15 protein-coding genes and 1 pseudogene are annotated in these 20,453 nt (G+C 73.0%); 5 read left to right on the forward strand and 11 right to left on the reverse strand.

Translation table 11 applies throughout. The annotated features are described in order from the left end of the window. From AB0C69_RS17645 to AB0C69_RS17675, 7 genes are all read right to left on the reverse strand, one after another. Window positions 1-1,125: glycosyltransferase family 4 protein (locus tag AB0C69_RS17645; RefSeq protein ID WP_360354544.1), on the reverse strand; the 1,125-nt coding region annotated here is incomplete at its 3' end. A 2-nt stretch (window positions 1,126-1,127) separates the two neighbouring features. Next, window positions 1,128-2,726, reverse strand: coding sequence for a glycosyltransferase family 4 protein (locus AB0C69_RS17650; RefSeq protein WP_360354547.1), 1,599 nt, complete (start codon window positions 2,724-2,726; stop codon window positions 1,128-1,130). Window positions 2,727-2,791: 65 nt separating this feature from the next. Beyond that, complete coding sequence (locus AB0C69_RS17655; protein ID WP_345182888.1) at window positions 2,792-4,096, reverse strand: nucleotide sugar dehydrogenase; 1,305 nt, start codon at window positions 4,094-4,096, stop codon at window positions 2,792-2,794. Window positions 4,097-4,099: 3 nt separating this feature from the next. Beyond that, window positions 4,100-5,704: a glycosyltransferase family 2 protein gene (locus AB0C69_RS17660; protein ID WP_360354551.1), complete on the reverse strand. Its 1,605-nt coding sequence runs from the start codon at window positions 5,702-5,704 to the stop codon at window positions 4,100-4,102. Beyond that, the gene (locus AB0C69_RS17665; RefSeq protein WP_360354554.1) at window positions 5,694-6,725 is read right to left on the reverse strand and encodes a Gfo/Idh/MocA family oxidoreductase; all 1,032 of its coding nucleotides are present in this window, start codon (window positions 6,723-6,725) and stop codon (window positions 5,694-5,696) included. The genes AB0C69_RS17660 and AB0C69_RS17665 overlap by 11 nt, the downstream gene beginning before the upstream one ends. Then, complete coding sequence (locus AB0C69_RS17670; RefSeq protein WP_353831075.1) at window positions 6,722-7,831, reverse strand: aminotransferase class I/II-fold pyridoxal phosphate-dependent enzyme; 1,110 nt, start codon at window positions 7,829-7,831, stop codon at window positions 6,722-6,724. The genes AB0C69_RS17665 and AB0C69_RS17670 overlap by 4 nt, the downstream gene beginning before the upstream one ends. Before the next feature lie 146 nt (window positions 7,832-7,977). Continuing rightward, on the reverse strand, window positions 7,978-9,756 hold the full coding sequence (locus tag AB0C69_RS17675) for an AAA family ATPase (RefSeq protein ID WP_345182883.1): 1,779 nt from the start codon (window positions 9,754-9,756) through the stop codon (window positions 7,978-7,980). Between the two features lie 183 nt (window positions 9,757-9,939). Here AB0C69_RS17675 and AB0C69_RS17680 point away from each other — a divergent pair, with 183 nt between their 5' ends. Further along, the gene (locus AB0C69_RS17680; RefSeq protein WP_360354558.1) at window positions 9,940-11,478 is read left to right on the forward strand and encodes a hypothetical protein; all 1,539 of its coding nucleotides are present in this window, start codon (window positions 9,940-9,942) and stop codon (window positions 11,476-11,478) included. Continuing rightward, on the forward strand, window positions 11,475-13,424 hold the full coding sequence (locus AB0C69_RS17685) for an ATP-binding protein (protein WP_360354560.1): 1,950 nt from the start codon (window positions 11,475-11,477) through the stop codon (window positions 13,422-13,424). Before AB0C69_RS17680 ends, AB0C69_RS17685 begins: the two co-directional genes overlap by 4 nt. Here AB0C69_RS17685 and AB0C69_RS17690 read toward each other — a convergent pair. Genes AB0C69_RS17690 through AB0C69_RS17705 form a run of 4 tightly spaced genes read right to left on the reverse strand, consistent with a single transcriptional unit; the run spans window position 13,309 to window position 16,938 of the window. After that, window positions 13,309-14,073, reverse strand: coding sequence for an ABC transporter ATP-binding protein (locus AB0C69_RS17690; protein WP_360354562.1), 765 nt, complete (start codon window positions 14,071-14,073; stop codon window positions 13,309-13,311). The two genes, AB0C69_RS17685 and AB0C69_RS17690, sit on opposite strands and share 116 nt — an antisense overlap. Then, window positions 14,070-14,927: an ABC transporter permease gene (locus AB0C69_RS17695; protein ID WP_360354565.1), complete on the reverse strand. Its 858-nt coding sequence runs from the start codon at window positions 14,925-14,927 to the stop codon at window positions 14,070-14,072. The genes AB0C69_RS17690 and AB0C69_RS17695 overlap by 4 nt, the downstream gene beginning before the upstream one ends. Further along, a complete protein-coding gene (locus tag AB0C69_RS17700; protein ID WP_360354567.1) occupies window positions 14,924-15,928 on the reverse strand; it encodes an NrtA/SsuA/CpmA family ABC transporter substrate-binding protein in 1,005 nt (334 codons plus the stop codon). The genes AB0C69_RS17695 and AB0C69_RS17700 overlap by 4 nt, the downstream gene beginning before the upstream one ends. After that, a complete protein-coding gene (locus AB0C69_RS17705) occupies window positions 15,925-16,938 on the reverse strand; it encodes an ABC transporter substrate-binding protein (RefSeq protein WP_360354569.1) in 1,014 nt (337 codons plus the stop codon). Before AB0C69_RS17705 ends, AB0C69_RS17700 begins: the two co-directional genes overlap by 4 nt. A 153-nt stretch (window positions 16,939-17,091) precedes the next feature. Between AB0C69_RS17705 and AB0C69_RS17710 the strand changes: the two genes are divergently transcribed. The 3 genes and pseudogenes from AB0C69_RS17710 to AB0C69_RS17720 form a co-directional block, all read left to right on the forward strand. Then, on the forward strand, window positions 17,092-17,868 hold the full coding sequence (locus AB0C69_RS17710) for an IclR family transcriptional regulator (protein WP_345173929.1): 777 nt from the start codon (window positions 17,092-17,094) through the stop codon (window positions 17,866-17,868). Between the two features lie 226 nt (window positions 17,869-18,094). Continuing rightward, window positions 18,095-19,105 (forward strand): annotated as a pseudogene (sfnG, locus tag AB0C69_RS17715) (dimethylsulfone monooxygenase SfnG); the annotation flags it as partial. A 117-nt stretch (window positions 19,106-19,222) separates the two neighbouring features. Then, window positions 19,223-20,453, forward strand: a 1,231-nt coding sequence (locus AB0C69_RS17720; protein WP_360354572.1) for an acyl-CoA dehydrogenase family protein, incomplete at its 3' end; no start/stop codon positions are given.

Below are 20,453 nucleotides of genomic sequence, written 5' to 3' on the forward strand. Positions count from 1 at the left end.
CTTCGGCAGGTCGAGACCGTCCGGGAAGCGGTCGCGCAGGCGGCGGTACCCGTTGACGATCGAGCTCGCGTTCTCCTCGACGTCGATCATCTCCCCCGCGGCGGCTTCTATGCCGGCCAGGGTCCGCTCCGGTCCGCCGCAGCGGGTGACGAGCACCGGCAGCCCGGCCGCCACCGCCTCGATGATCGTCACGCCGAAGGTCTCCCAGCGGGCGGGGTGGACGAGCAGGTCGTGCTCGCGCATGAGCCGCGCGGCCTCGTCGGGGGCGACCGCGCCGAGGAACGACACCGCGTGGTCCACGCCCAGCTCGGCGGCCCGTTCCTGAAGCTGCCGGGCGAGCACGCCGGGCCCGGCCACGGTCAGCGTCAGCGCGGGATCCTCGGCGAGGCACTCGGCGAACGCCTCCAGCAGCCAGCCCACGCCCTTGCGCTCGACCAGGGTGCCGACGTACAGCCAGCGCCGCAGCTCGGTCACGGGACGCTCGCGCGGCTCCCCGAACGAGATCGGGTTGGAGATCATCTCGATCTTGTGGGCGAGCGCCGGGAACGCCTCGGCGAGCGTGTCCCGCAGCACGTCGGTGACCACGAGGAAGCCGGTGCAGCGCTCCAGGACCCGCTCGTACATCTCCCGCGAGTCGGGCTGCTCCAGGACCTTGTCCAGGAAGGACGCGTGCTCGGTGACGAACACCCGCGCGTCGGGGCGGGCGTTCTCCAGCGCCGTCCAGCCGCCGCGCAGCCCCACGTGCGCGTGGACGACGGGCGCCGGGATCGGCTCGCCGCCCAGCGCCTCGCGCAGCCACCGCGCGTGCTGCACGGCGAGTTCGGCGAAGGTGTAGTCGGGCACCGTCGGCACCGGGACGCGCACCAGCTGCGAGCCCGCGACGTCGGGCGCGGGGTGCAGCGCGACCGGCAGGAGGCGCCGGTGCGCCTCGCGCGCCGCCTCGACCTCCTCCGCCGGCTGCCGCATCAGCCACGCCTCGGTGTGGTAGACGGTGACGTCGCCGCAGCCCGGGGCCGTCGCCGCCACCATCGACTGGACGAAGGCGCCGGCCCACTCCTGCTTCGGGTTCGGATACCAGGGGGTGACGACGGCCACGTCCCGGTCGCCGCTCCTGTCCGCCGCCACCGTCAGTCCTGGGCGCCGATGAGGTGGCCGTCGGACCCGGCCGCGGGCGCGCCCGGGGCCGGTTTGGCGGCGGACGGCAGCAGCCTGGCGTAGACGCCGTCCAGCACCTCGGCCTGCGCCTCCCACGTCCACTCGTGCAGCAGGTCGGGCCTGTCGTCGTACACGGCGCGGTACCGCCCCGGGTCGCCGAGGACGGCCTCGACCGCCCGCACGTAGTCGTCGAGGTCCTCGGCGTGGAAGACCTCGCCCTGCCCGGTGGACTTCACCATGTCGCCCATCGCCTGCACGTCGCTCACGATGATCGGCAGCCGCGCGTGCGAGTACTCGAAGAACTTCGTGATCAGCGCGATCTCGTGGTTGGGCCAGTGGTGGATCGGGATCACGCCGATGTCGGCCGCCGCCAGGAACGGGACGACCTGGTCGAACGGCACGTACGGCAGCGTGTGGACGCGGTCGGCGACGCCGAGTTCGGCGGCGCGGGCGACCAGGCCGCGGACGTAGTCGGACCGCGCCGAGGAGACGATCAGGGCGACGTGCAGCCGGGGCAGCCGCGGCAGCGCGTCGATCATGATGTCCAGGCCGCGCTGCACGGAGGCGCTGCCGCTGTAGACCGCGATCGGGGTGTCGGGGCCGACACCGCACATCTCCCGCATGTCCGGGACGGGGTCGGAGGTGCTCGGCTCGCCCTCGGTGATCGGCGCGTTGAGCACGACGGTCGGCCGCTCGCGCAGGCCGTGGCCCTCCATCAGCCGGTCGCCGAGCGCCGCCGAGACGGTCACCACGGCGTCGGCGTCGCCCGCGTACTCGCGCTCGTGCGCGATCATGGCGGGCAGCCAGCGCGGCCCGGCGCCCCACGGCCGGATGCCCGGCAGGAACTCGTGCGCGTCCCAGACGAGCTTCACCGTCCGGCCCTTCGCGCGGGCCCGCCGCACCGAGCGCGCCGCGACGCCGAGCATGCGGAAGTCGTTGGCGTGGATGATGTCGGGTTCGAGCTTGTCGATGACCTTGCCGTACGTGCTGTCCCAGTCCCACAGGTTGCGGTCGAGGACGCGCCAGGCCCGGTCGCCGAGGACCTTCAGCCAGAAGTTGATCGCGAGCCGCTCCATCGGCGCGCGCGGGTCGGCGCGGGCCGCGGTGAGCGACTCCGTCTGCCGGACCCGCAGCGCGACCCACCGCGACTGCGCCTTCGCCGTGACCCGCCGCGCCATCAGCCACGCCTTGCGCGCCGGGCCCCGGGACCCGCGGTCGAGGCGCGCGGCGGCGAGGTCGGCCCGCCGGGACTGCACGAGCCGCCGCCGGTAGTCCGCCACCTTCGGGTGCCCGTACGCGAGCGGACGGCGCAGCGTGGCGCGCAGGACGCCGTGCCGGTTGCGGATCAGCACGTGCTGGATCGGCAGGAGGCGGACGCGGGCTTCGCCGATCTTCCAGGAGCGGCGCTTCTTGGCCCCGGTGCAGCCGAGCAGGTGCACCTCCCAGCCCGCCTCGGACATCGACTTCGCGGCCTTCTGCACCCGGGAGTCGCGCACGACATCGTTGTCGACGAGCATGACGACGCGGCCGCGCGACGACGCGCCGGGAACCGTCCCGTCTTCGATTTGCATTCGATTCTCCAGTTGCGGTCGGCCGGGGCGCTTGCGCGGTCCGGCCCGAGCGGTCAGCGAGGCGGCTAGGAACCGGTCCGGGCGTCCGGGGCGCCGATGACGACGCGGTGCACGCCGGGCCAGCGGGAGGCGTCGGTGACGCGGCGGCCGTCGACCAGGGCCTTGACCCCGGGCAGGTCGTCCGCGCCGAGTTCGCGGTAGGCGGCGTGGTCGGCCTGCACGATCGCGGCCGTGACCGACTCGCCTCGGTGGGGCGGCAGGCCCAGGGCCTCCAGCTCCTCGTCGGTGTACATCGGGTCGGACACGTACGGGACGGCGCCCCGCCGCCGCAGCGCCTCCACCGTGGGGAAGACGCCGGAGAACGCCGTCTCCTTGACGCCGCCCCGGTACGCCGCGCCCAGAACGAGGACGCCGGCGCCGGTCAGGTCGCCGTAGGCGTCCGCGAGGAGGCCGACGGCGTACTCGGGCATCCGCGTGTTGGCCTCGCGGGCGGCGCGGACGACGGTCGCGTCCGGGTCGTTCCACAGGTACATCCGCGGATACACCGGGATGCAGTGGCCGCCGACGGCGATGCCCGGCTTGTGGATGTGGCTGTAGGGCTGGGTGTTGCAGGCCTCGATGACCTTCATGACGTCCACGCCCGCCGCGTCGGCGTAGCGGGCGAACTGGTTGGCGAGGCCGATGTTGACGTCCCGGTAGGTGGTCTCGGCGAGCTTGGCGAGCTCCGCCGCCTCCGCGGAGCCGAGGTCCCAGACGCCGTTCGGGCGGTCGAGGTCGGGCCGCTCGTCGAAGTCGAGGACCTGCTCGTAGAACTCCACGCCGTGCCGGGCGGACGCCTCGTCGACGCCGCCGACGAGCTTGGGGTAGCGGCGCAGGTCGGCGAACACCCGTCCGGTCAGCACGCGCTCCGGGCTGAACACCAGGTGGAAGCCGTCGCCCGCGGTGAGGCCGGAGCCCTCCGCCAGCATCGGGGCCCAGCGGTCCCGGGTGGTGCCGACGGGCAGCGTCGTCTCGTAGCTGACGAGCGTGCCGGGTCGCAGGCCCTGCGCGATGGAGCGCGTCGCGGCGTCCATCCAGCCGAAGTCCGGGACGCCCTCCGCGTCCACGAACAGGGGCACGACCACGACGACCGCCTCGGACTCGGCGACCGCCGCCGCCGTGTCGGTCGTCGCCGTGAGCAGCCCGGCCCGCACCGCCTCGCCGAGGTGGACGTCCAGCTCCGCCTCGCCGGGGAACGGCTCGCGCCCGGCGTTGACCTCGGCCACGACGCGTTCGTCCACGTCGGCGCCGATCACACGGTGGCCCTTGCGGGCGAACTGCACCGCGAGCGGAAGCCCGATCTTGCCGAGCGCGACCACGCAGATCCGCATGTGCTACCTACCTCCAAGGGACGTCACGCGCCGGACCCGCTGGGCGACGGCCTGGGCCGGACGTACCGGACGTGTCTCGATCATCGTGCCGTGCCGGTCGTCGCCGGTGACCCCCAGCCGGTAGGGCCGGGCGCGGTGCCAGAAGAGCTCGCCGCGCGGGCCGGGCACCACGGACGCCCCCGGCGGCACGGCGAGGTCGTGCGTCTCCCCGGCCGCCCGCACGACGAGCCGCAGCGCGTGCCGGCCGCCGCCGGACGCCGCCGTGAGCGCCGCCGGGATCCGGGCGGTGACGTGCAGGCCGTCCTCGCGCGCCTCGCGGGTGGTGTACTCGTCGAGGTCGAGGGTCTTCCCGCCGCCGCGGGGGGCCAGCGCGAGCCGGGCGGTCGCGGGGTCGGCGGCCTCGGGGCCGGTGAGCGGGGTCCGGACGGTGATCTCCACCGTGTCGCGGTCGCGCCGCACGGCGACCGTCCGCGCCTCCTGGGAGAGCCGCTTGCGCATCCCCTTGGTGATCTCGAACAGGTCGTCCGGCAGTCCGAGGCGGGGGTCCTCGAAGCCCTGGTAGGCGAGGTAGGTGCGGCCGTCCTTGAGCGCGATCAGGTAGGGGCGCTCGGCGACGCCGTCCCGGATCGCCTCGCACAGCAGGTCGACCTCGCCGAGCTGCGCCAACCGGAGCCGGGCGCGGCGGACGATGGGCAGCGTGTAGAGGACCTCGTCGGTCACGTACCGCTCGACGAGGCTCCCGACGCGGGCGGCGACGTCCTCCTGCGTCGCGCGGTCGAGTTCGAGGAACCCCTCCCGCGTCGGCATCGTCAGCTCCCAGCGGGCGTGCCGCCTGAGGATCGCGTCCCGCTTCGGACCGGGTTCGATCAGGTCGGCGACGACGCCGAACAGGCTCTCCGCGCATTCGAGCCGGGTGTGGACCTGGACGGCGCCCTGCGTGATGTTGCCGCCGTCGTCGCGCAGCACCGCGTAGTAGCAGGTGTAGTCGGCGAGGACGGAGATCCGCCGGGCGCGCACGCACGCCTCCAGGGTGAACGGCTGGTCGCTGCCGATCCGCATGTGCTCGTGGAACCGCAGCTTGTGCCGCTCCACCAGCTCGCGGCTGAACAGCTTGCAGTTCGACAGCACCCACGGCAGCACCGAGTCGTACAGGTCGATCTCGGGGCGGTTCTCGGCGAAGAGCTCGGGCCGCCGGACGGCCCGCCCGTTGACGCCCTCCATCTTCCCGACGAGGACGTCCGAGCCCCACTCGTCGGCCGCCGCGACCATGCGCTCCAGCGCCTCGGGGCCCAGGTAGTCGTCGGCGCCGACGAAGTAGACGTAGCGGCCGGTCGCGTGGTCGAGCGCGCGGTTGCTGGGGGCCGCCGGGCCGCCGGAGTTCGGCTGGCGCAGCACCCTGATGACGTCGGGGTACTGCTCGGCGAAACGGTCCAGCTCGGCGCCGCTGCCGTCGGTGGAGCCGTCGTCGACCGCGACGACCTCCATGCGGTCGGGGCCGATGCTCTGCCCGACCAGCGAGTTCAGGCAGTCGGTCAGGTACGGCATCGTGTTGTAGACCGCGACCACGACGGTGACGTCGGGAACCCCGGCACTCACGTCAGACGGCACCGAGGGCCTCCTCGGGGTGCAGCGTCACCGTCTCGCCGAGGCGGGCGGACTTCAGGACGGCGGCCGACACCCGGACCGTCCGCAGGCCCTGCCGCAGGGTGACGACGTCGCCCGGGGCGGCGCCGCCGGGGCCCGCGAGGACCGCGTCGCGGAACCGCTCGTGCTCGACCAGCAGCGGCTCGCGCTTGGGGATCGCGTATCGGATCATGTCGCCCTCGGAGACGCCGCGGAACGCGCGCAGCGCCTCCCACTCGGTGTTCACCTCGCCGTTGGCGTAGAACGTGAGGTCGGCGGTGAGCGTGTCGGCGATGAAGCAGCCGCGCTCGCCGGTGACGACGGTGGTGCGCTCCTTGAGCGGGCTCAGCCAGTTCACCAGGTGGTTGACCATGGAGCCGTCGGCCAGGCGCCCGACGGCGGCGACCATGTCCTCGTGCGGGCGGCCGCTGCGCGCCACGGTGTGCGCCGTCACCGACACGTAGTCCTGGCCGGTCACCCACCCGGTCAGGTCGATGTCGTGGGTCGCGAGGTCCTTGACGACGCCGACGTCGGCGATCCGGTGCGGGAACGGGCCCTGGCGGCGCGTGACGACCTGGAACACCTCGCCCAGCTCGCCCGCCTCCAGCCGGGTCCGCAAGCTCTGCAGCGCCGGGTTGTAGCGCTCGATGTGGCCGACCCCGGCCACGAGACCGCGCGACTCGAACGCCTCCACGAGCCGTTCGGCGGCCTCCACCGAGTCGGCGAGCGGCTTCTCGATCAGCGCGCCGACGCCGCCCTCGGCGAGCGCGAGCCCGATCTCCTCGTGCAGCGCCGTCGGGCAGGCGACCACCGCGTAGTCGACGCCGGCGTCCAGCAGGTCCTGGAGGGAGGCCATCATCGGCACCCCGTGCGGGGCGCCGTCGGGCCGCCCGGCCGGGTCGACGATGCCGACGAGGTCGACGCCGTCCAGCCCGGACAGGACCCGGGCGTGGTTGCGTCCCATCACGCCGAGCCCGATGAGGCCCGCGCGCAGCGGCGCGCTCACGACGCGGCCCCGGCGGTGTTGACCGCGTCGGCCACGCGCGCCAGCTCGTCGTCGGCGAGGGACGGGTGCACCGGCAGCGACAGCACCTCGGCCGCCGCGCGCTCGGTCTCGGGGAGGTCCCAGCGCGGGTCCGGGGCGCCGTCCTTCAGGAACGGCGTGAGCCGGTGGACGGGCGTCGGGTAGTAGACGGCGCTGCCGACCTGCCGCTCTTCGAGGCGCCGCTGGAAGGCGTCCCGGTCGCCGGAGACGCGGACGGTGTACTGGTGGTAGACGTGCCGCACGCCGGGCGCGACCGGCGGCACCGCGGCGCCGGTGATCTTCGCGTCGAGGAACCGGGCGTTGGCGATGCGGCGCTCGGTCCAGCCGGGCAGCCGCCCGAGCTGCACGCGGCCGATGGCCGCGGCGACGTCGGTGAGCCGCACGTTGGCGCCGACGATCTCGTTGGCGTAGCGCTTCTCCATGCCCTGGTTGCGCAGCAGCCGCAGCGTCCGGGCGGTCTCCGCGTCGGCGGTGGTGATCATGCCGCCCTCCAGGGCGTGCATGTTCTTGGTCGGGTAGAAGCTGAAGCAGCCGATCGTGCCCAGCGCGCCCACCGGGGCGCCGCCGTGGGAGGCGCCGTGCGCCTGGCAGGCGTCCTCGACGACGGCGAGGCCGTGCCGCTCGGCGATCGCGCCGACGCGGTCCATCGCCGCCGGGTGCCCGTACAGGTGCACCGGCATGATGGCGGCGGTGCGGGGGCCGACCGCCGCGGCGACGGCGTCCGGGTCGACGCAGAACGAGCCCGGCTCGATGTCGACGAAGACGGGCTCGGCGCCGACGAGGCGGACGACGTTGGCCGTGGCCGCGAACGTGAACGAGGGGACGATCACCTCGTCACCGGGGCCGATGCCGAGCGCCATCATGCTCAGGTGCAGCGCCGAGGTCCCGGAGTTGACGGCGACGCAGTGGCGGCCCGCCACGAGCGCGGAGAACTCCTCCTCGAACGCGGCGACCTCGGGGCCCTGCACGACCCGGCCGCTGCGGAGCACGCGGACGGCCGCCTCGATCTCCGCCTCCCCGATCACGGGGCTCGCCGCGGGGACGGGCCTTTCCGATTCCACGGGCATGCACAGGCTCCTTAGGGCGAGACGATGAGCAAGGGCTTCCTCGCGGGGACAGATCGCGACCGGACAAAGATGCGCACTCTCGGCGGAAGCCTCGTCTGACGGACGGATTCTAGCCAAGTCAGACAGTGGCGAGGACGTTTGCCGATCTATCCCCCTCGGAGACCTCCCATGAAGACGCCCGTCCAAAACCGCTGCCGGTCCGGCTCGGCTCCGAACAGGTAGGTGGCCTTCAGCTTGGGCGGCAGCAGCGGCGCCAGCCGGGCGGCGGCCTCCGCGTGCTCGCGGAGCTGCGACAGCTCGGCGTTGGCGAAGACCCGGTGCACGATGTCGGTCGCGTCCGAGCCCTCGTCCCCGGCCGCGCGGAGCCGCTCCGCCCAGACGTCCAGGTCGGCGGCGAGTTCGCGCAGGCCGGTCACCTGCCGGCGGGCGAGCCGCGCCTCGAGCGCGGTGAGCGGCACGGGCGCGTAGTCGCCGTCGCCCAGGTACATCTTGCCGATGTCCAGGGGCAGGCCGGTGCCGTGCAGGCGGATCAGGCGCTCCAGCGTGCGCTTGGTCATCCACTGGCGCCCCTCGTCGTCGATGTCGTTCTTCCACCACTCCAGGACGGTTTCGGCCACCGCACCGTAACGGGAAATAAGCCATTCGTTCGCCGGAATGTCATCCGGCTCGATTTCCAGCGAGACGGTGAAGCGGGACGCCTGCGCGATGGTGTTGCGTGACACGAGCAGCTTGCGGCCCAGGTAGTACGGAGGATTCTGCAAGGCGATCTGGGCGCGGAGACCCGTGATGCGCCGCCCGGCCAGGGACCACTCCTGCGTGACCTCCATGAGGCGGGCGAAAGTGGCCTTGTCCTTGGGGCGGTTGTACTCGTCCCAGACGATGGCCTTGTCACCGGGCTCCAGGAACGGGCCCGACAGAAGGTTGTCGAGGGTCCCGTCCAGGGTCGGGACGGGCGCGCACAGGTCCTCCACGCTGGTGACGGGCAGCGAGAAGTAGAGCGGGTCCGTGCCGAGCTCGTCCCGGACCACCTCCTTCACCACCTCCGTCTTGCCGCAGCCGGGCGGTCCCTGCACGAGCACGGCCCAGCGCCGCTCGATCGCCGTGCGGACGACGCGGCGGACGGCGTCCGGGACGTGCGCCGGGTCCGGGACGTCCGCCCCGGCTCGGCGCAGCTCGGCGGCGACGCGGCCGAGGATCTCGGGGGCCTGGTCGGTTCCCCGCTTCTTGTCCGAGGCGACGAGCCGCAGGCGGCGCCCGTCCACGAGGGGCAGGCCCCAGGCGAGCGGCAGCCCGGCGAGCGCGCAGTCGAGGACGTGCTCCAGCGTGCGCGGCGACAGCAGCCGGCGCAGCTCGGCGGGCAGCGACGCCCACACCCGGAACACGCCGGTGAGGTCGACGCCGCGGAACCTGCGCGACAGCGCGGCCCGCCACGCGGTGTCGGCGGCGGTGACCCGCAGCGTCGCCATCCGGTCGAGGACGGCCGGGTCCGTGCGGAGCGCGGCGGTCTCGGCGAGCGTCTCGTTGTCGGTCAGGAACACCCCGACGCAGCCGAGCGCGCGCAGGTCGTGCTCGCCGAGCGTCCAGTTGCAGGCGATCTGCATGAGCTGCGACTGGATCGTCGCGCCCGCCTGGAGCGAGTCGTCGATGAGCAGCACGAACGGCTTCCCCGGTTTGAGCTGCCGCATGATGAGCTGCCGCAGCACCAGCTCCCCGTCCTGCCGGACGGGCGCGTTGACGAGCAGGTCGTCGGGGGTGAGGTTCGCGGCCGGGACGTACACGAGCGCGGTGTCCTCGCGCCGCCGGACGTGGTGGAAGAACGTGGAGGTCTTGCCGATGCCGTGCTCGCCGAACACCTGACCGGTGATCCCGAGGTCGATCATCGTGTCGATGAAGCGGGCCAGCCGCGGCCCGTCCGGCATGCTCATGCGATCAAGTACAGCGGACCGGGGATGCCCGGATCACCCGATTTACCACGGAGCCCGTCCCCCTCCCCCCGGCCGCGCCGCCGCGGCCGGCCGCGGCCCTCGCTTCGTCCTACCGGCCCGCTATCGTTCCCGCGTCCAGATGTCCCGCGAAGCAGGGGAGCGCGCCATTCACGAGGAAAGGCCGTGACCGGCGACCTCGGCTCCGCGGGTCGCCATCCGGTCGGCGGGGCCGCCGCCCGCCCGGGCCACCGGCCCCGGCGAGGGCGCCGTCCGCTGGACCTGCGCCGGCTGCTGGCGGAGGAGGACGCGGACCGTGAGATCGTCGAGCAGGCCCGCCGGCGCAAGGAGTCCGTGCTGCTGGGCTTCGGCGCCGGGCAGAGCGTGGTGGCGTCCTGGCTGTACGCCAAGTGCCATCACCACATCCCGACCACCGCGATCCCCACCGCCGCCGTGATGGCCACCGGCGACGGAAGCTGCGCCCTGCTCTACAACCCGTACTTCTTCATGGAGCTGGACTACGACGGCGTCAGGTTCGTGCTGTTCCACGAGGCCCGGCATCTGATGCACCGGCACCTCTACGTGGACGAGGACCTGCGTTCCGATCCGGTGTTCACGATGGCCGCCGAAGTGTCCATCAACCATGTCGCCCTGCGCCGGCTGGGACGGTCCGCCCTGCCCACGGTTCCCGCGCGCACGGTTCCCGCGGGCACGGCATCCGGCGGCGAGGAGCGGGAGCCGGTCGGCGTCGACCCCGACGTGGTCTACGGGGCGTACCGGGAAGACCTGCGCCGGCAGGGACTGGCCCCGCTCCCCTACGACGAGTTCAGCCACACCGACCTCACGGTGTACGGCGAGTTGCGCCGGATGAAGGCGCTCACCGAACCCGTCACGGCGTACTGCGTCCACCTGACCGGCGACGACCCCGGCGGCTCTGGCGAGGCGCACGACGGCGACCGAACGGAGCGGCGGGTGGTCCCGTTGGACGCCGAGACCGTGGAGCGGCTCGGCGACGACGTCCTGCGCGAGGTGATGCGGGCCGCGCTGCGCGGGAATCCGGCGGCGCGCGGCGAACTCCTCGACCTGGCCGGCCGCACGACGGACGGCGGGGAGCGGCTGGAGCGGCTGTGGGGGAGCCTGGGCCTGGACAGGCTGCGCGGCGTCACCCCGAGGACCCGCCGGGTCGACTGGTGGCAGCGGTGGCTGGCCGACGTGCTCGCCTCGAAGCTGGGCGAGAGCGAACGGCTGGTCTACCCGAAGAAGCACGGCGCGGTCATGCTGGCCCTCGGCCACCCCCCGATGCTGGCCCGGCGGGGGCCGGTGCGGACGAAGGTGGTGCTCATCGCCTTCGACACGTCGGGCTCGATGCCCGACCACGTGGTCGACTGGCTGACCACCCTGGTCGGCCGCACCGACGGGGTGGAGAGCCACTGGCTCGCCTTCGACGGGGTCGTGACGCCGTTCGTCCCCGGCGAGCGGGTGGCGGGCGGAGGCGGCACCGATTTCCAGAACGTCGTCGACTACGCCGAGGGCCGGCTGGAGGTCGACGGCAGGCGGTTCGAGACCGAACCCGACGCGGTCATCATGGTGACCGACGGTCGCGCGCCGCACGTCACCCCGGCCGCCCCCGACCGCTGGATCTGGTTGATCACCGACGGCGGCGACGACTGGCCGGACCACCACCACCCTCCGATGGCCTGCCACCGGGTCACGTCCGGGCGATGAGCGAGGAGAGCCGAACAGTGACCGCCGCGGGGCGGCGGTGGAGACCCACCGCCACCTATCCCGACCCGCCGGAGCACGGCCCCGCGACGAGGCTGGAGAAGTTCATCGACGCGATGATCTCGACCGAGCAGACCGGGCAGATCTTCGGCGAGCACGGCATCGGCAAGACCTCCACGTTCGTCTCGTACGTGCCGAAGCGCTTTCCCGGCACCGCCCTGGTCGTCGTGCCCGCGGCCAACCTCTCCCCCGATGACCTGCTGGTGAACGCCCCGGTGCGCGACGACCGCAGCGGGGAGCTGGCGCTGCGCCAGCTCGTCATGCGGCAGCTCGTCCCGGGCAAGCCGTTCGTGCTGCTCATCGACGACTCGCTGCAGGCCGGCAACGCGGTGCAGTCCCAGTTGATGCAGATCGCCTGCGACTGGAGCCTGGGCGAGTACGACCTGCGCGAGCTCGGCTGCGTCGGGGTGTTCCTGACCGACAACGAGTCGTTGGCGGAGACCACCGGCCGCCGGTCCGACCCGGCGATCCTCGACCGGATGGTCACCATCCGGCTGACCGCGAACGACACCGCGTGGCGGCAGGCGCTGGCCGAGCGGTATCCCGGCTGGGATCTGCGTGAGGTGTTCCGCGACTGGGCCGGGCTCAGCCCGGAACTGCGCCACCTGCTCTCGCCGCGCACCCTGCAGCACGTCCTGGACTGCGCCCGCGCCGGCTTCCCGCTCGCCTGGGGACTGCCGATCCAGAACGGCGCCCGGCTGGCGCTGGCGGAGGAGGGCCGGGACGGGCGGCCGGGCCGGGACCGCACGGCGGAGGTGCCCGACGGCATCGCCGCGGCGGTCGGGGCGGCCAACCCCGCCACCGTCGCCGACCCGGTCCGCCGCATCCTGCGGGCCGCGATCGCCAACCGCTGGGCGGTGCTCCTGCAGGGCCCGCCGGGATGCGGCAAGACGCAGATCACCAAGCAGATCGCCCGGGAGGAGACCGGCCACGAGCCCGTCTACTTCTCGCTGCCGGTCACCAGCGTCGAGGACCTGTGCGTGCCGGTGCCCACCCCGGACGGGTCGCTGGAGGCCATGCTCGCCCGGTCGCTGCTCGACCCGAGGCCCAAGGTGCTGATCTGGGACGAGTACAACCGGCCGAAGGACAAGGCGGCCTTCGCCAGGCTCATGGAGATCACTCAGGAGTGGACCCTCGCCGGCCGCCGGATCCCCGGCCTGCGGGCGCAGGTGGCGTTGCAGAACCCTCCCTACCACCTGGGCCGCAAGTTGATGGTGGCCGCCAACAACGTGGCCCAGGCCAGCCGGTTCACGATCAGCTACGAGGTCCACCCGGACGACATCCCGGCCAACGAGTGGCTGATCTCGACCTACGGGGAGACGGCCGAGACGGTCCTGGAGTGGTGGAAGCACGACATCGACGACGAGGGCCGGGACTGGATCACCAAGCGCACCATGGAGCGGCTGATCAAGCTGCACCGGGCGGAGATGCCGCTGCAGCCGGCCCTGATGTACCTCGGCGACGGCGAGTACGCCCCGGTGCCGCTGTCCGGGCTGGAGGCCCGCCTGGCGGACCGCCGGCCGATCGGCCTGGTGGAGATCGCCGAGAACTGCTCCGACTGGGAGGCCCGGCTGGCGAAGGCGGCCGAGACGTCGCAGGAGGGCACCGACGACACCGATCTGGTCCACCAGGTGTTCTCCAACGCCGAGGTGTCGCAGTTGGAAGGGCATCTCGACGTGGTGGGCCCGCGCGCCGGCGGCCGGACGTCGGTGACGAAGCCCGGCAGGGCCGACCGTTCCGGCACGCGGGTGGGGACGACCACATGGAAGCGGGTCATCGCATCGCTCCTTCCGTCGGCTGCCGGACGCCGTCCGGCTCCGGGGCGCCGCCCGGCTCCTCGGGGAGGCGCACGCCGAGATCGGTCAGCAGGCGGCGGCGCAGGGCGGTGAGGGCCGGGTCGGCGGGGTCGCGGGGGTGCCGCGCGCCGACGGTCTCGTCGGTGATCAGCGCGCCGGCCCGGAGCACGGCGACCCGGTCGGCGAGCCGCACGGCCTCGTCCACGTCGTGCGTGACGAGCAGGACGGCGGGCCGGTGGGTGCTGACGAGGTCGCCGACGAGGTCCTGCATGCGCAGCCGTGTCAGCGCGTCGAGCGCGGCGAACGGCTCGTCCAGGAGCAGCAGCTCCGGTTCGCGGACGAGGGCCCGCGCGAGGGCCACGCGCTGCGCCTCGCCGCCCGACAGCGTGTGCGGCCACGCGTTCGCGTGCTCGGTCAGACCGACCTCGGCGAGGGCGCGCTGCCCGCGCTCGCGTGACGCGGCGCCGCGCGGCAGCCCGACGAGCACGTTCCCGAGGGCCCGCTTGGACGGGACGAGCCGCGGCTCCTGGAAGACGATCGTCCGGGCCTCGGGTACGAGGACGGTTCCCGAGTCGGGGCGGTCGAGCGCCCCGAGAATTCGCAGCAGGGTCGTCTTGCCCGTGCCGCTCGCTCCGAGCAGGGCCACGAACTCGCCCCGCTCGATGTCGAGGTCCAGGCCGTCCAGGACGGCGCGGGACCCGAAGACGCGGCGCAGGCCGCGGATGTGCACGGCGACGCTCATCGGGCGGCCTCCCTCGGGCGCCACGGCATCAGCACCCGTTCGGCGCCGCGGGCGACGAGGTCCGCGAGGAGCCCGAGGATCCCGTAGATGAGGACGCAGAGCGAGAGGATGTCGGTGCGGGAGAAGCTCTGTGCCTGCGTCATGAGGTAGCCGATCCCGGACGTCGAGTTGATCTCCTCGGCGGCGATGAGCGCGATGACGCTGAGGGTCATCGACAGCCGGAAACCCGCGAGCAGTGACGGGAGCGCCCCCGGCAGCACGACCTCGCGGACCAGCGGCCAGCCGCGGAGCCCGAAGGAGCGCATCGCCTCCAGCAGCCGCCGGTCGACGTTGCGGACGCCGCCCGCCGTCGAGACGTACATCGGGAACGTGGTGGCGACGGCGATGAGGACGATCCGGGCGGTCTCCCCGATGCCGAACCACACCATGAACAGCGGGACGAGCGACAGGAAGGGCAGAGCGCGCAGCAGCTGCAACGGCGAGTCGAGCAGTTCCTCACCGAGCCGGGAGAAGCCGGTGACGACCCCGAGCATCAGCCCGGCGGCGAGGCCGCAGGACAGTCCCAGCACGGCGCGGGTCAGCGACACGCGCAGCGCGTCGGTGAGCTGGCCGTCCGACCACAGCTCCCCGGCGGCCCCGAGGACCGTCGCGGGGGAGGCGAGCACGTCGGGGCTGAGCACGCCGGCGGCCGAGGCGGCCCACCAGCCGCCGAGCAGCGCCAGCGGACCGAGCGTCCGCAGCGCGAGCGTCACCTCGCGGCGCCGCGGCTTCGGCAGCCGCGGGCGCGGCACGACCAGGTCCGGGTACGCCGCCGGGCCGGCCGAGGGCGCCGGGCCGACAGGGACGGTGGTCATGATCCGTCCTCTGCCAGGTCCAGGACGTGCGGCTTCACGTCCACCACCGTCGGTGTGATCTTCTGGTCGGCGAAGAACCGCGCGACGGCGGCGAAGTTCGCGAGGTCCGCCGCGCCGATCGGCGCGGCGGCGGCGCCCTGGCGGACGTTGGCGATGGTGAGCTGCTCGGCGGTCCCAGTCACCGCCTGCGGCCCGGACCTCGTGAACACGTTGACGAAGGGGGCCGGGTCCTGGATCTGCCGCAGACCCTGGTCGTGCACGTACCGGTAGAACGCCTTGACGACCTGCGGGTGCTCCTCGGCGAACTTGGCGCGGACCGCCCAGACCGAGTAGTTCTGCGAGTCGATTTCTCCGCCCTTCACCAGGAAGCGGGCTCCCGTGGACGCGATCTCCGGGATCGTGTACGCGGCCCACGCGGCCCACGCGTCGACCTTCCCGGAGTTGAAGACCGGGGCCGTCTGCGCCGGGTTGAGGTAGACGCGGGTGACCCGGTCCGGCTTCACCCCCGCCGACTCCAGCGCCTTGAGCAGCAGGTACTCCGCCGTGCCGCCCTTGTTGACCGCGACCTTCCTGCCGACCAGGCCCTGCACCGAGGTGATCGTCGAGTCCCTGTGGACGAGGATGCCCTCGCCCGCCTTGTCCGGCGCGACCTGGGCGAAGAGCGCGAATCCCGGCTTCTGGGCCAGTGCGGCGATCGCCGAGGTGATCGAGCCCTGCGCGAAGTCGAGCTGGCCGGCGTTCATCTGCTGCGCGGCCGGGGCGAACGGTCCCGTGCTCCCCGTCCAGGCGACCTTCGCGTGGACGGCCGACAGAGCCTTGGCGAGGCTGCCGTCCTTCTTGCCGAGCGCCAGCACCCCGGAGTTGCCGGGATCGGGGATCCGGAGGACGACCGTCCCGTCGGCGGCCGCCTTCGAGCCCGAGCCGCCGCAGCCCGCGACGGCCAGCAGGACCGCGAGGGCGCCCGCGGAGAGCAGGGGCCTGCGGGAGAGGAAGCGCGTCATGAATACTCCTGGGAGAAGGCGGGGCGCGGCACGAGGCCGCGGGCCTCGGCCAGCGGTGTGGGATCGGCCCAGGCGGACACGTCCACCCGGGCGTCGTGGAAGCCGTGCCGGCGCAGGAAGTCCTCCTGCTCGGCCAGCAGGTCGAGGCGGTCGGCGCCGAGCTCCGCGTGCAGCCTCCGGTGGTAACCCGCGCCGTAGGCTCCGGCCACTCCGGCCGGGCCGGACCCGGTCTCGGCCTGCAGGACCCGGGCCAGCTCCTCCGGGTGGTCGTGGGCCCAGTCCGCCGCGCCCAGCAGGACCGCGAGGAACCGCACGACCAGGTCCGGATGGTCGTCCAGCAGCCGCTGAGCGACGGTGATCGGACGGGGCGTGCCGTTGTTGACCCGCGCCCGCCGGTCCGGGAGCGAGTCGAGGTCGATGCCGACCTCGGCGCCGTAGCGGGCCGCGGTCTCCACGGCCACCGCGCCCTTCGTGTAGACGGCGTCGACCCGCCCGTCCCGCAGGGCGGCCAGTTCCGCCTCCCACTGCCCCGGCAGGGCGTCGCCGTCGAGTTCGACCCGCTCGGCGTCGGACAGCGTCAGCCCGGCCTGGCGCAGCGCCCCGTCGAAGCCGCGCAGCGCCATGGCCCGCCAGAAGTCGATCTCGATGGCGCGCCGCGGGACGGCCAGCCGCCGGCCCTTCAGGTCCCCGGGCTCGGTGATGCCCGAGCCCGGCCGGACGGCGATGACCTGCCGCTCCTCGAACCAGGTGAGCCCGATCAGCCGTGTGGGCGCGCCGTTCGACCTGGCCCACAGGGCGGGAACGTTCCCACCCTCCCGGACGAGTGTGGCGAGCCGGTGCCGGTAGTGCTCCCCGCGGACGTCCTCGGTGCCCGCGTCCTGCAGCGAGCGGACCGCGATCCCGTCGGCGGCGAACTCGTCCGCCAGCCATCCCCGGTCGGCGGCGATGCCGGTCGCGGTGGGGACGGGACAGCGGGTGAACCACAGGTTCGCAGGATGCGTGGTGACCATGGCCGGGAGTATTCTCGGTAAAACCTACCAACTCAACATGGATTTCACATGATGGGAAACTTCCTGGTCGATCAGCGTCCTGGCCAGGGTGTTCGCCAATCGACGGCTCCGGTCAGGATTACTGCATCGTGGGCCCCCGATCGGAGGTCTTCGATGCCGACGACGAACCGCGCGCCGGGCAGCCAGACGGTGCTGCGCGCGCTCGAGGTCCTGCTGTGCTTCCGGGACGGCGGTACCGCGCTCACCGCGTCCGACATCGCCCGGCGCCTCGGGCTGAGCACCTCGACCGCCCACCGGCTCGCCCGGACGCTCACCTCGTCCGGCTTCCTCGCGCAGGACGCGGTGACCGCCCGCTACCGCATCGGCCACTCGGTCACCGAACTCGGCCTGCTCTCCTACCACCAGCACGGGCTTCACCGCGCCGCGCCCGAACTCGACCACCTGACCCGGCTCACGGGCGCGACCGCCGACCTCGCGATCCGCAGCGGCGACCAAGCCCTGCTGCTGGCCGGCGGGACCGTGCGCCGCACCGACACGGGCATCGGCCTGCGCCGGCCCCTGTACTCCACGGCCCTGGGCAAGGTGCTGCTGGCCTGGGCGCCTCCCGGCGAGGACGACCTGGCCGAGCTGGGCCCGCTCCGGCCCCTGACCGACCGGACGATCGCCGACGTGGGCCTGCTGCGCGCGGAGATCGAGAAGGTCCGGGCCGCCGGCCACGCCATGAACGACGGAGAGTCGGCGGAGGGCGTGCGCACGCTGGCCGTGCCGCTGCTCGACCGCGCCGGGTACGTCCGCTACGCGCTCGCGCTGCGCTCCACTCCCGAGGTCATCACCGACACGCGCATCCCCTGGTTCCTGGCGCACGCCCAATCCTGCGCGCAGGCACTGGAGGTCCTCCTCCTGGAGCCCGCAGAACGCCGCCGCCACTGAAGGTCCGCGGGCGGGCGCCGGCCGGTGACAGGTCCCTCTCGGCCCGTCACCAGCGCCGCATTGACCGGCGGGGGGACGGGACTCCATAATCTCAACTATGTCAGTAGGAAATATCGACAACAGTCCCGCCGAGCCGGTGAAGTTCGCCTACTGGGTGCCGAACGTGAGCGGCGGCCTGGTCGTGAGCAAGATCGAGCAGCGCACGGACTGGTGATACGACTACAACCGGAAGCTCGCCGTCCTGGCGGAGGAGAACGGTTTCGAGTATGCGCTCAGCCAGGTGCGCTACATCGCGTCCTACGGCGCCGCCTACCAGCACGAGTCGACCGCGTTCAGCCTCGCGCTGCTGCTCGCCACCGAGCGGCTGAAGGTGATCGCGGCGATCCACCCGGGGCTGTGGCAGCCCGGCGTGCTCGCCAAGTTCGTCGCGACGGCCGACCAGCTCTCGGGCGGACGGGCCGCGGTGAACGTCGTCAGCGGCTGGTTCAAGGACGAGTTCACCAAGCTCGGAGAACCGTGGCTGGAGCACGACGAACGCTACCGGCGCAGTGAGGAGTTCATCCGGGTGCTGCGGGAGATCTGGACGTCCGAGCACGCCGAGTTCCGCGGCGACTTCTACCGCCTGCACGACTTCGACCTGCGACCCAAGCCGGTCGAGAGCCCCGGCCGCCCGCACCCGGAGATCTTCCAGGGCGGCAACTCCACCAGCGCCCGGCGGATGGCAGGTCGGGTCTCCGACTGGTACTTCAGCAACGGCAGGGACTTCGACGGCGTGACCGAGCAGATCACCGAGGTGCGCGCGGAGGCCGCGCTGCACGGACGGCGGGTGCGGTTCGGCCTGAACGGGTTCCTGATCGCTCGGGACACCGAGGCCGAGGCGCGCGAGGTGCTGCGCGAGATCGTCGCCAAGGCCGACCGGGACGCCGTCGAGGGCTTCGGGACCGCGGTCAGGCAGGCCGGGCGGTCGACGTCCGACGGCAAGGGCATGTGGCAGGACTCAGAGTTCGCCGATCTGGTGCAGTACAACGACGGCTTCCGCACCGGGCTGATCGGCACGCCCGAGCAGATCGCCGAGCGCATCGTCGCCTACAAGCGCCTCGGTGTGGACCTCTTCCTGCTCGGCTTCCTGCACTACCTGGAGGACGTCGAGTACTTCGGCAAGCGCGTCCTGCCGCTGGTGCGCGAGCTCGAGGCCGCGGACGCCGACCGCGGCGAGCCGGCGCGCACCGGGTCCTGACGCGGTCATGCGCCTCGTCCGCCGCCGCCACATCGACCTGCAGAGGACCTGCAGCGCGTTGTGTCGCGACGCCGCGTCCACGACCCGTCCGCAGCCCCCTTGAGGAGACACAGCAGCATGTCCGTCGACACCGAACAGCAGACCGCCAACGAGCAGCAGACCGCTACCGAGCAGCAGAGCCGGGACGAGCGTTTCGCCGCGGCCCTGGAGCGCGCAGACCTCGTCTCCGCCGAGCTGCGCGCCACCGCCGCCGAACGCGACCGCGCCAACGGGACTCCCCGCGCCGAGGTCGAACTGCTGCGCGCACACGACCTCCTGCAGGTCCAGGAACCAGTCGAGTACGGCGGCGACGGCCTGTCGTACGCACAGGCGTCCCTGATCACCCGCCGGATCGCGCGCGGCGACACCTCCATCGCCCACCTCATCGGCTACCACTACGCCCAGACCCGCATCGCGCCGCTGTTCGGCACGCCGGAGCAGGCCGACGCGCTCTCCCGCCGCAACGGCGAGGAGAAGCTCTTCTGGGGCGGTGTGCAGAACCCGCGCGGCGGCTCCGGCATCGTCCTCACCCGCGACGGGGACGGCTTCAGGCTCGACGGGCGCCGCTCGTTCGCGTCCGGTGCGAGCCTCGGCGACCAGCTGTCGGTGACCGCCTCCTACGAGGGCGAACTGGTCTTCGTCTCGCTGCCGGGAGGGCGCGCGGGCTTTCGCGCCCTGGGCGACTGGGACAACATCGGCCAGCGCCTCACCGACTCCGGCGGCGTCGAGTTCGACGGGACCCGCGTCGAGCGCTCGGAGATCCTCGGGCCCGATCCGCTCACCGGCCGGGAGCTCAGCCCGTACCAGACGCTCGTCACACCGCACTGGCAGCTCGCGTTCGTCAACTTCTACATCGGGACGGCCGAGGGCGCGCTCCGAGAGGCCCTCGACTGGACGCGCCTGCACGCGGCCCCGTGGGAGACATCGGGCGTGGACGGCGCCACCGACGACCCTTACGTTCTGCAGACCGTGGGCGAGCTGCGGAGCGAGATCCGCGCCGCCGCCCTGCTCGCCGACCGGGCGGGCGAGGCGCTCCAGGCGGCCCTGGACACCGGCCCGTCGCTCACCGAGGAGGAGCGCGCCGAGGCCGCCGTCGCCGTCTACGAGGCCAAGTACCTGACGACGAAGGTCGCGCTCGGGGCGGCGTCCCGGCTGTTCGAGATCCAGGGCGCACGGGCGACCACCAGCGACTACGGCTTCGACCGGCACTGGCGCAACCTGCGCACCCACACGCTCCACGACCCCGTCGCCTACAAGGCGCGCGAGGTCGGGGACTGGACGCTGAACCGCCGCGCCCCGCAGTTCTCGC

This window comes from Actinomadura sp. NPDC048032, assembly GCF_040653175.1.
In the GTDB taxonomy this organism is placed as follows: domain Bacteria; phylum Actinomycetota; class Actinomycetes; order Streptosporangiales; family Streptosporangiaceae; genus Spirillospora; species Spirillospora verrucosospora.

Coding starts and splice junctions, on each gene's coding strand:
- AB0C69_RS17650 (WP_360354547.1), bottom strand. CDS start 2,726: ATGCAAATCGAAGACGGGACGGTTCCCGGCGCGTCGTCGCGCGGCCGC.
- AB0C69_RS17655 (WP_345182888.1), bottom strand. CDS start 4,096: ATGCGGATCTGCGTGGTCGCGCTCGGCAAGATCGGGCTTCCGCTCGCG.
- AB0C69_RS17670 (WP_353831075.1), bottom strand. CDS start 7,831: ATGCCCGTGGAATCGGAAAGGCCCGTCCCCGCGGCGAGCCCCGTGATC.
- AB0C69_RS17675 (WP_345182883.1), bottom strand. CDS start 9,756: ATGAGCATGCCGGACGGGCCGCGGCTGGCCCGCTTCATCGACACGATG.
- AB0C69_RS17685 (WP_360354560.1), top strand. CDS start 11,475: ATGAGCGAGGAGAGCCGAACAGTGACCGCCGCGGGGCGGCGGTGGAGA.
- AB0C69_RS17690 (WP_360354562.1), bottom strand. CDS start 14,073: ATGAGCGTCGCCGTGCACATCCGCGGCCTGCGCCGCGTCTTCGGGTCC.
- AB0C69_RS17695 (WP_360354565.1), bottom strand. CDS start 14,927: ATGACCACCGTCCCTGTCGGCCCGGCGCCCTCGGCCGGCCCGGCGGCG.
- AB0C69_RS17700 (WP_360354567.1), bottom strand. CDS start 15,928: ATGACGCGCTTCCTCTCCCGCAGGCCCCTGCTCTCCGCGGGCGCCCTC.
- AB0C69_RS17705 (WP_360354569.1), bottom strand. CDS start 16,938: ATGGTCACCACGCATCCTGCGAACCTGTGGTTCACCCGCTGTCCCGTC.
- AB0C69_RS17710 (WP_345173929.1), top strand. CDS start 17,092: ATGCCGACGACGAACCGCGCGCCGGGCAGCCAGACGGTGCTGCGCGCG.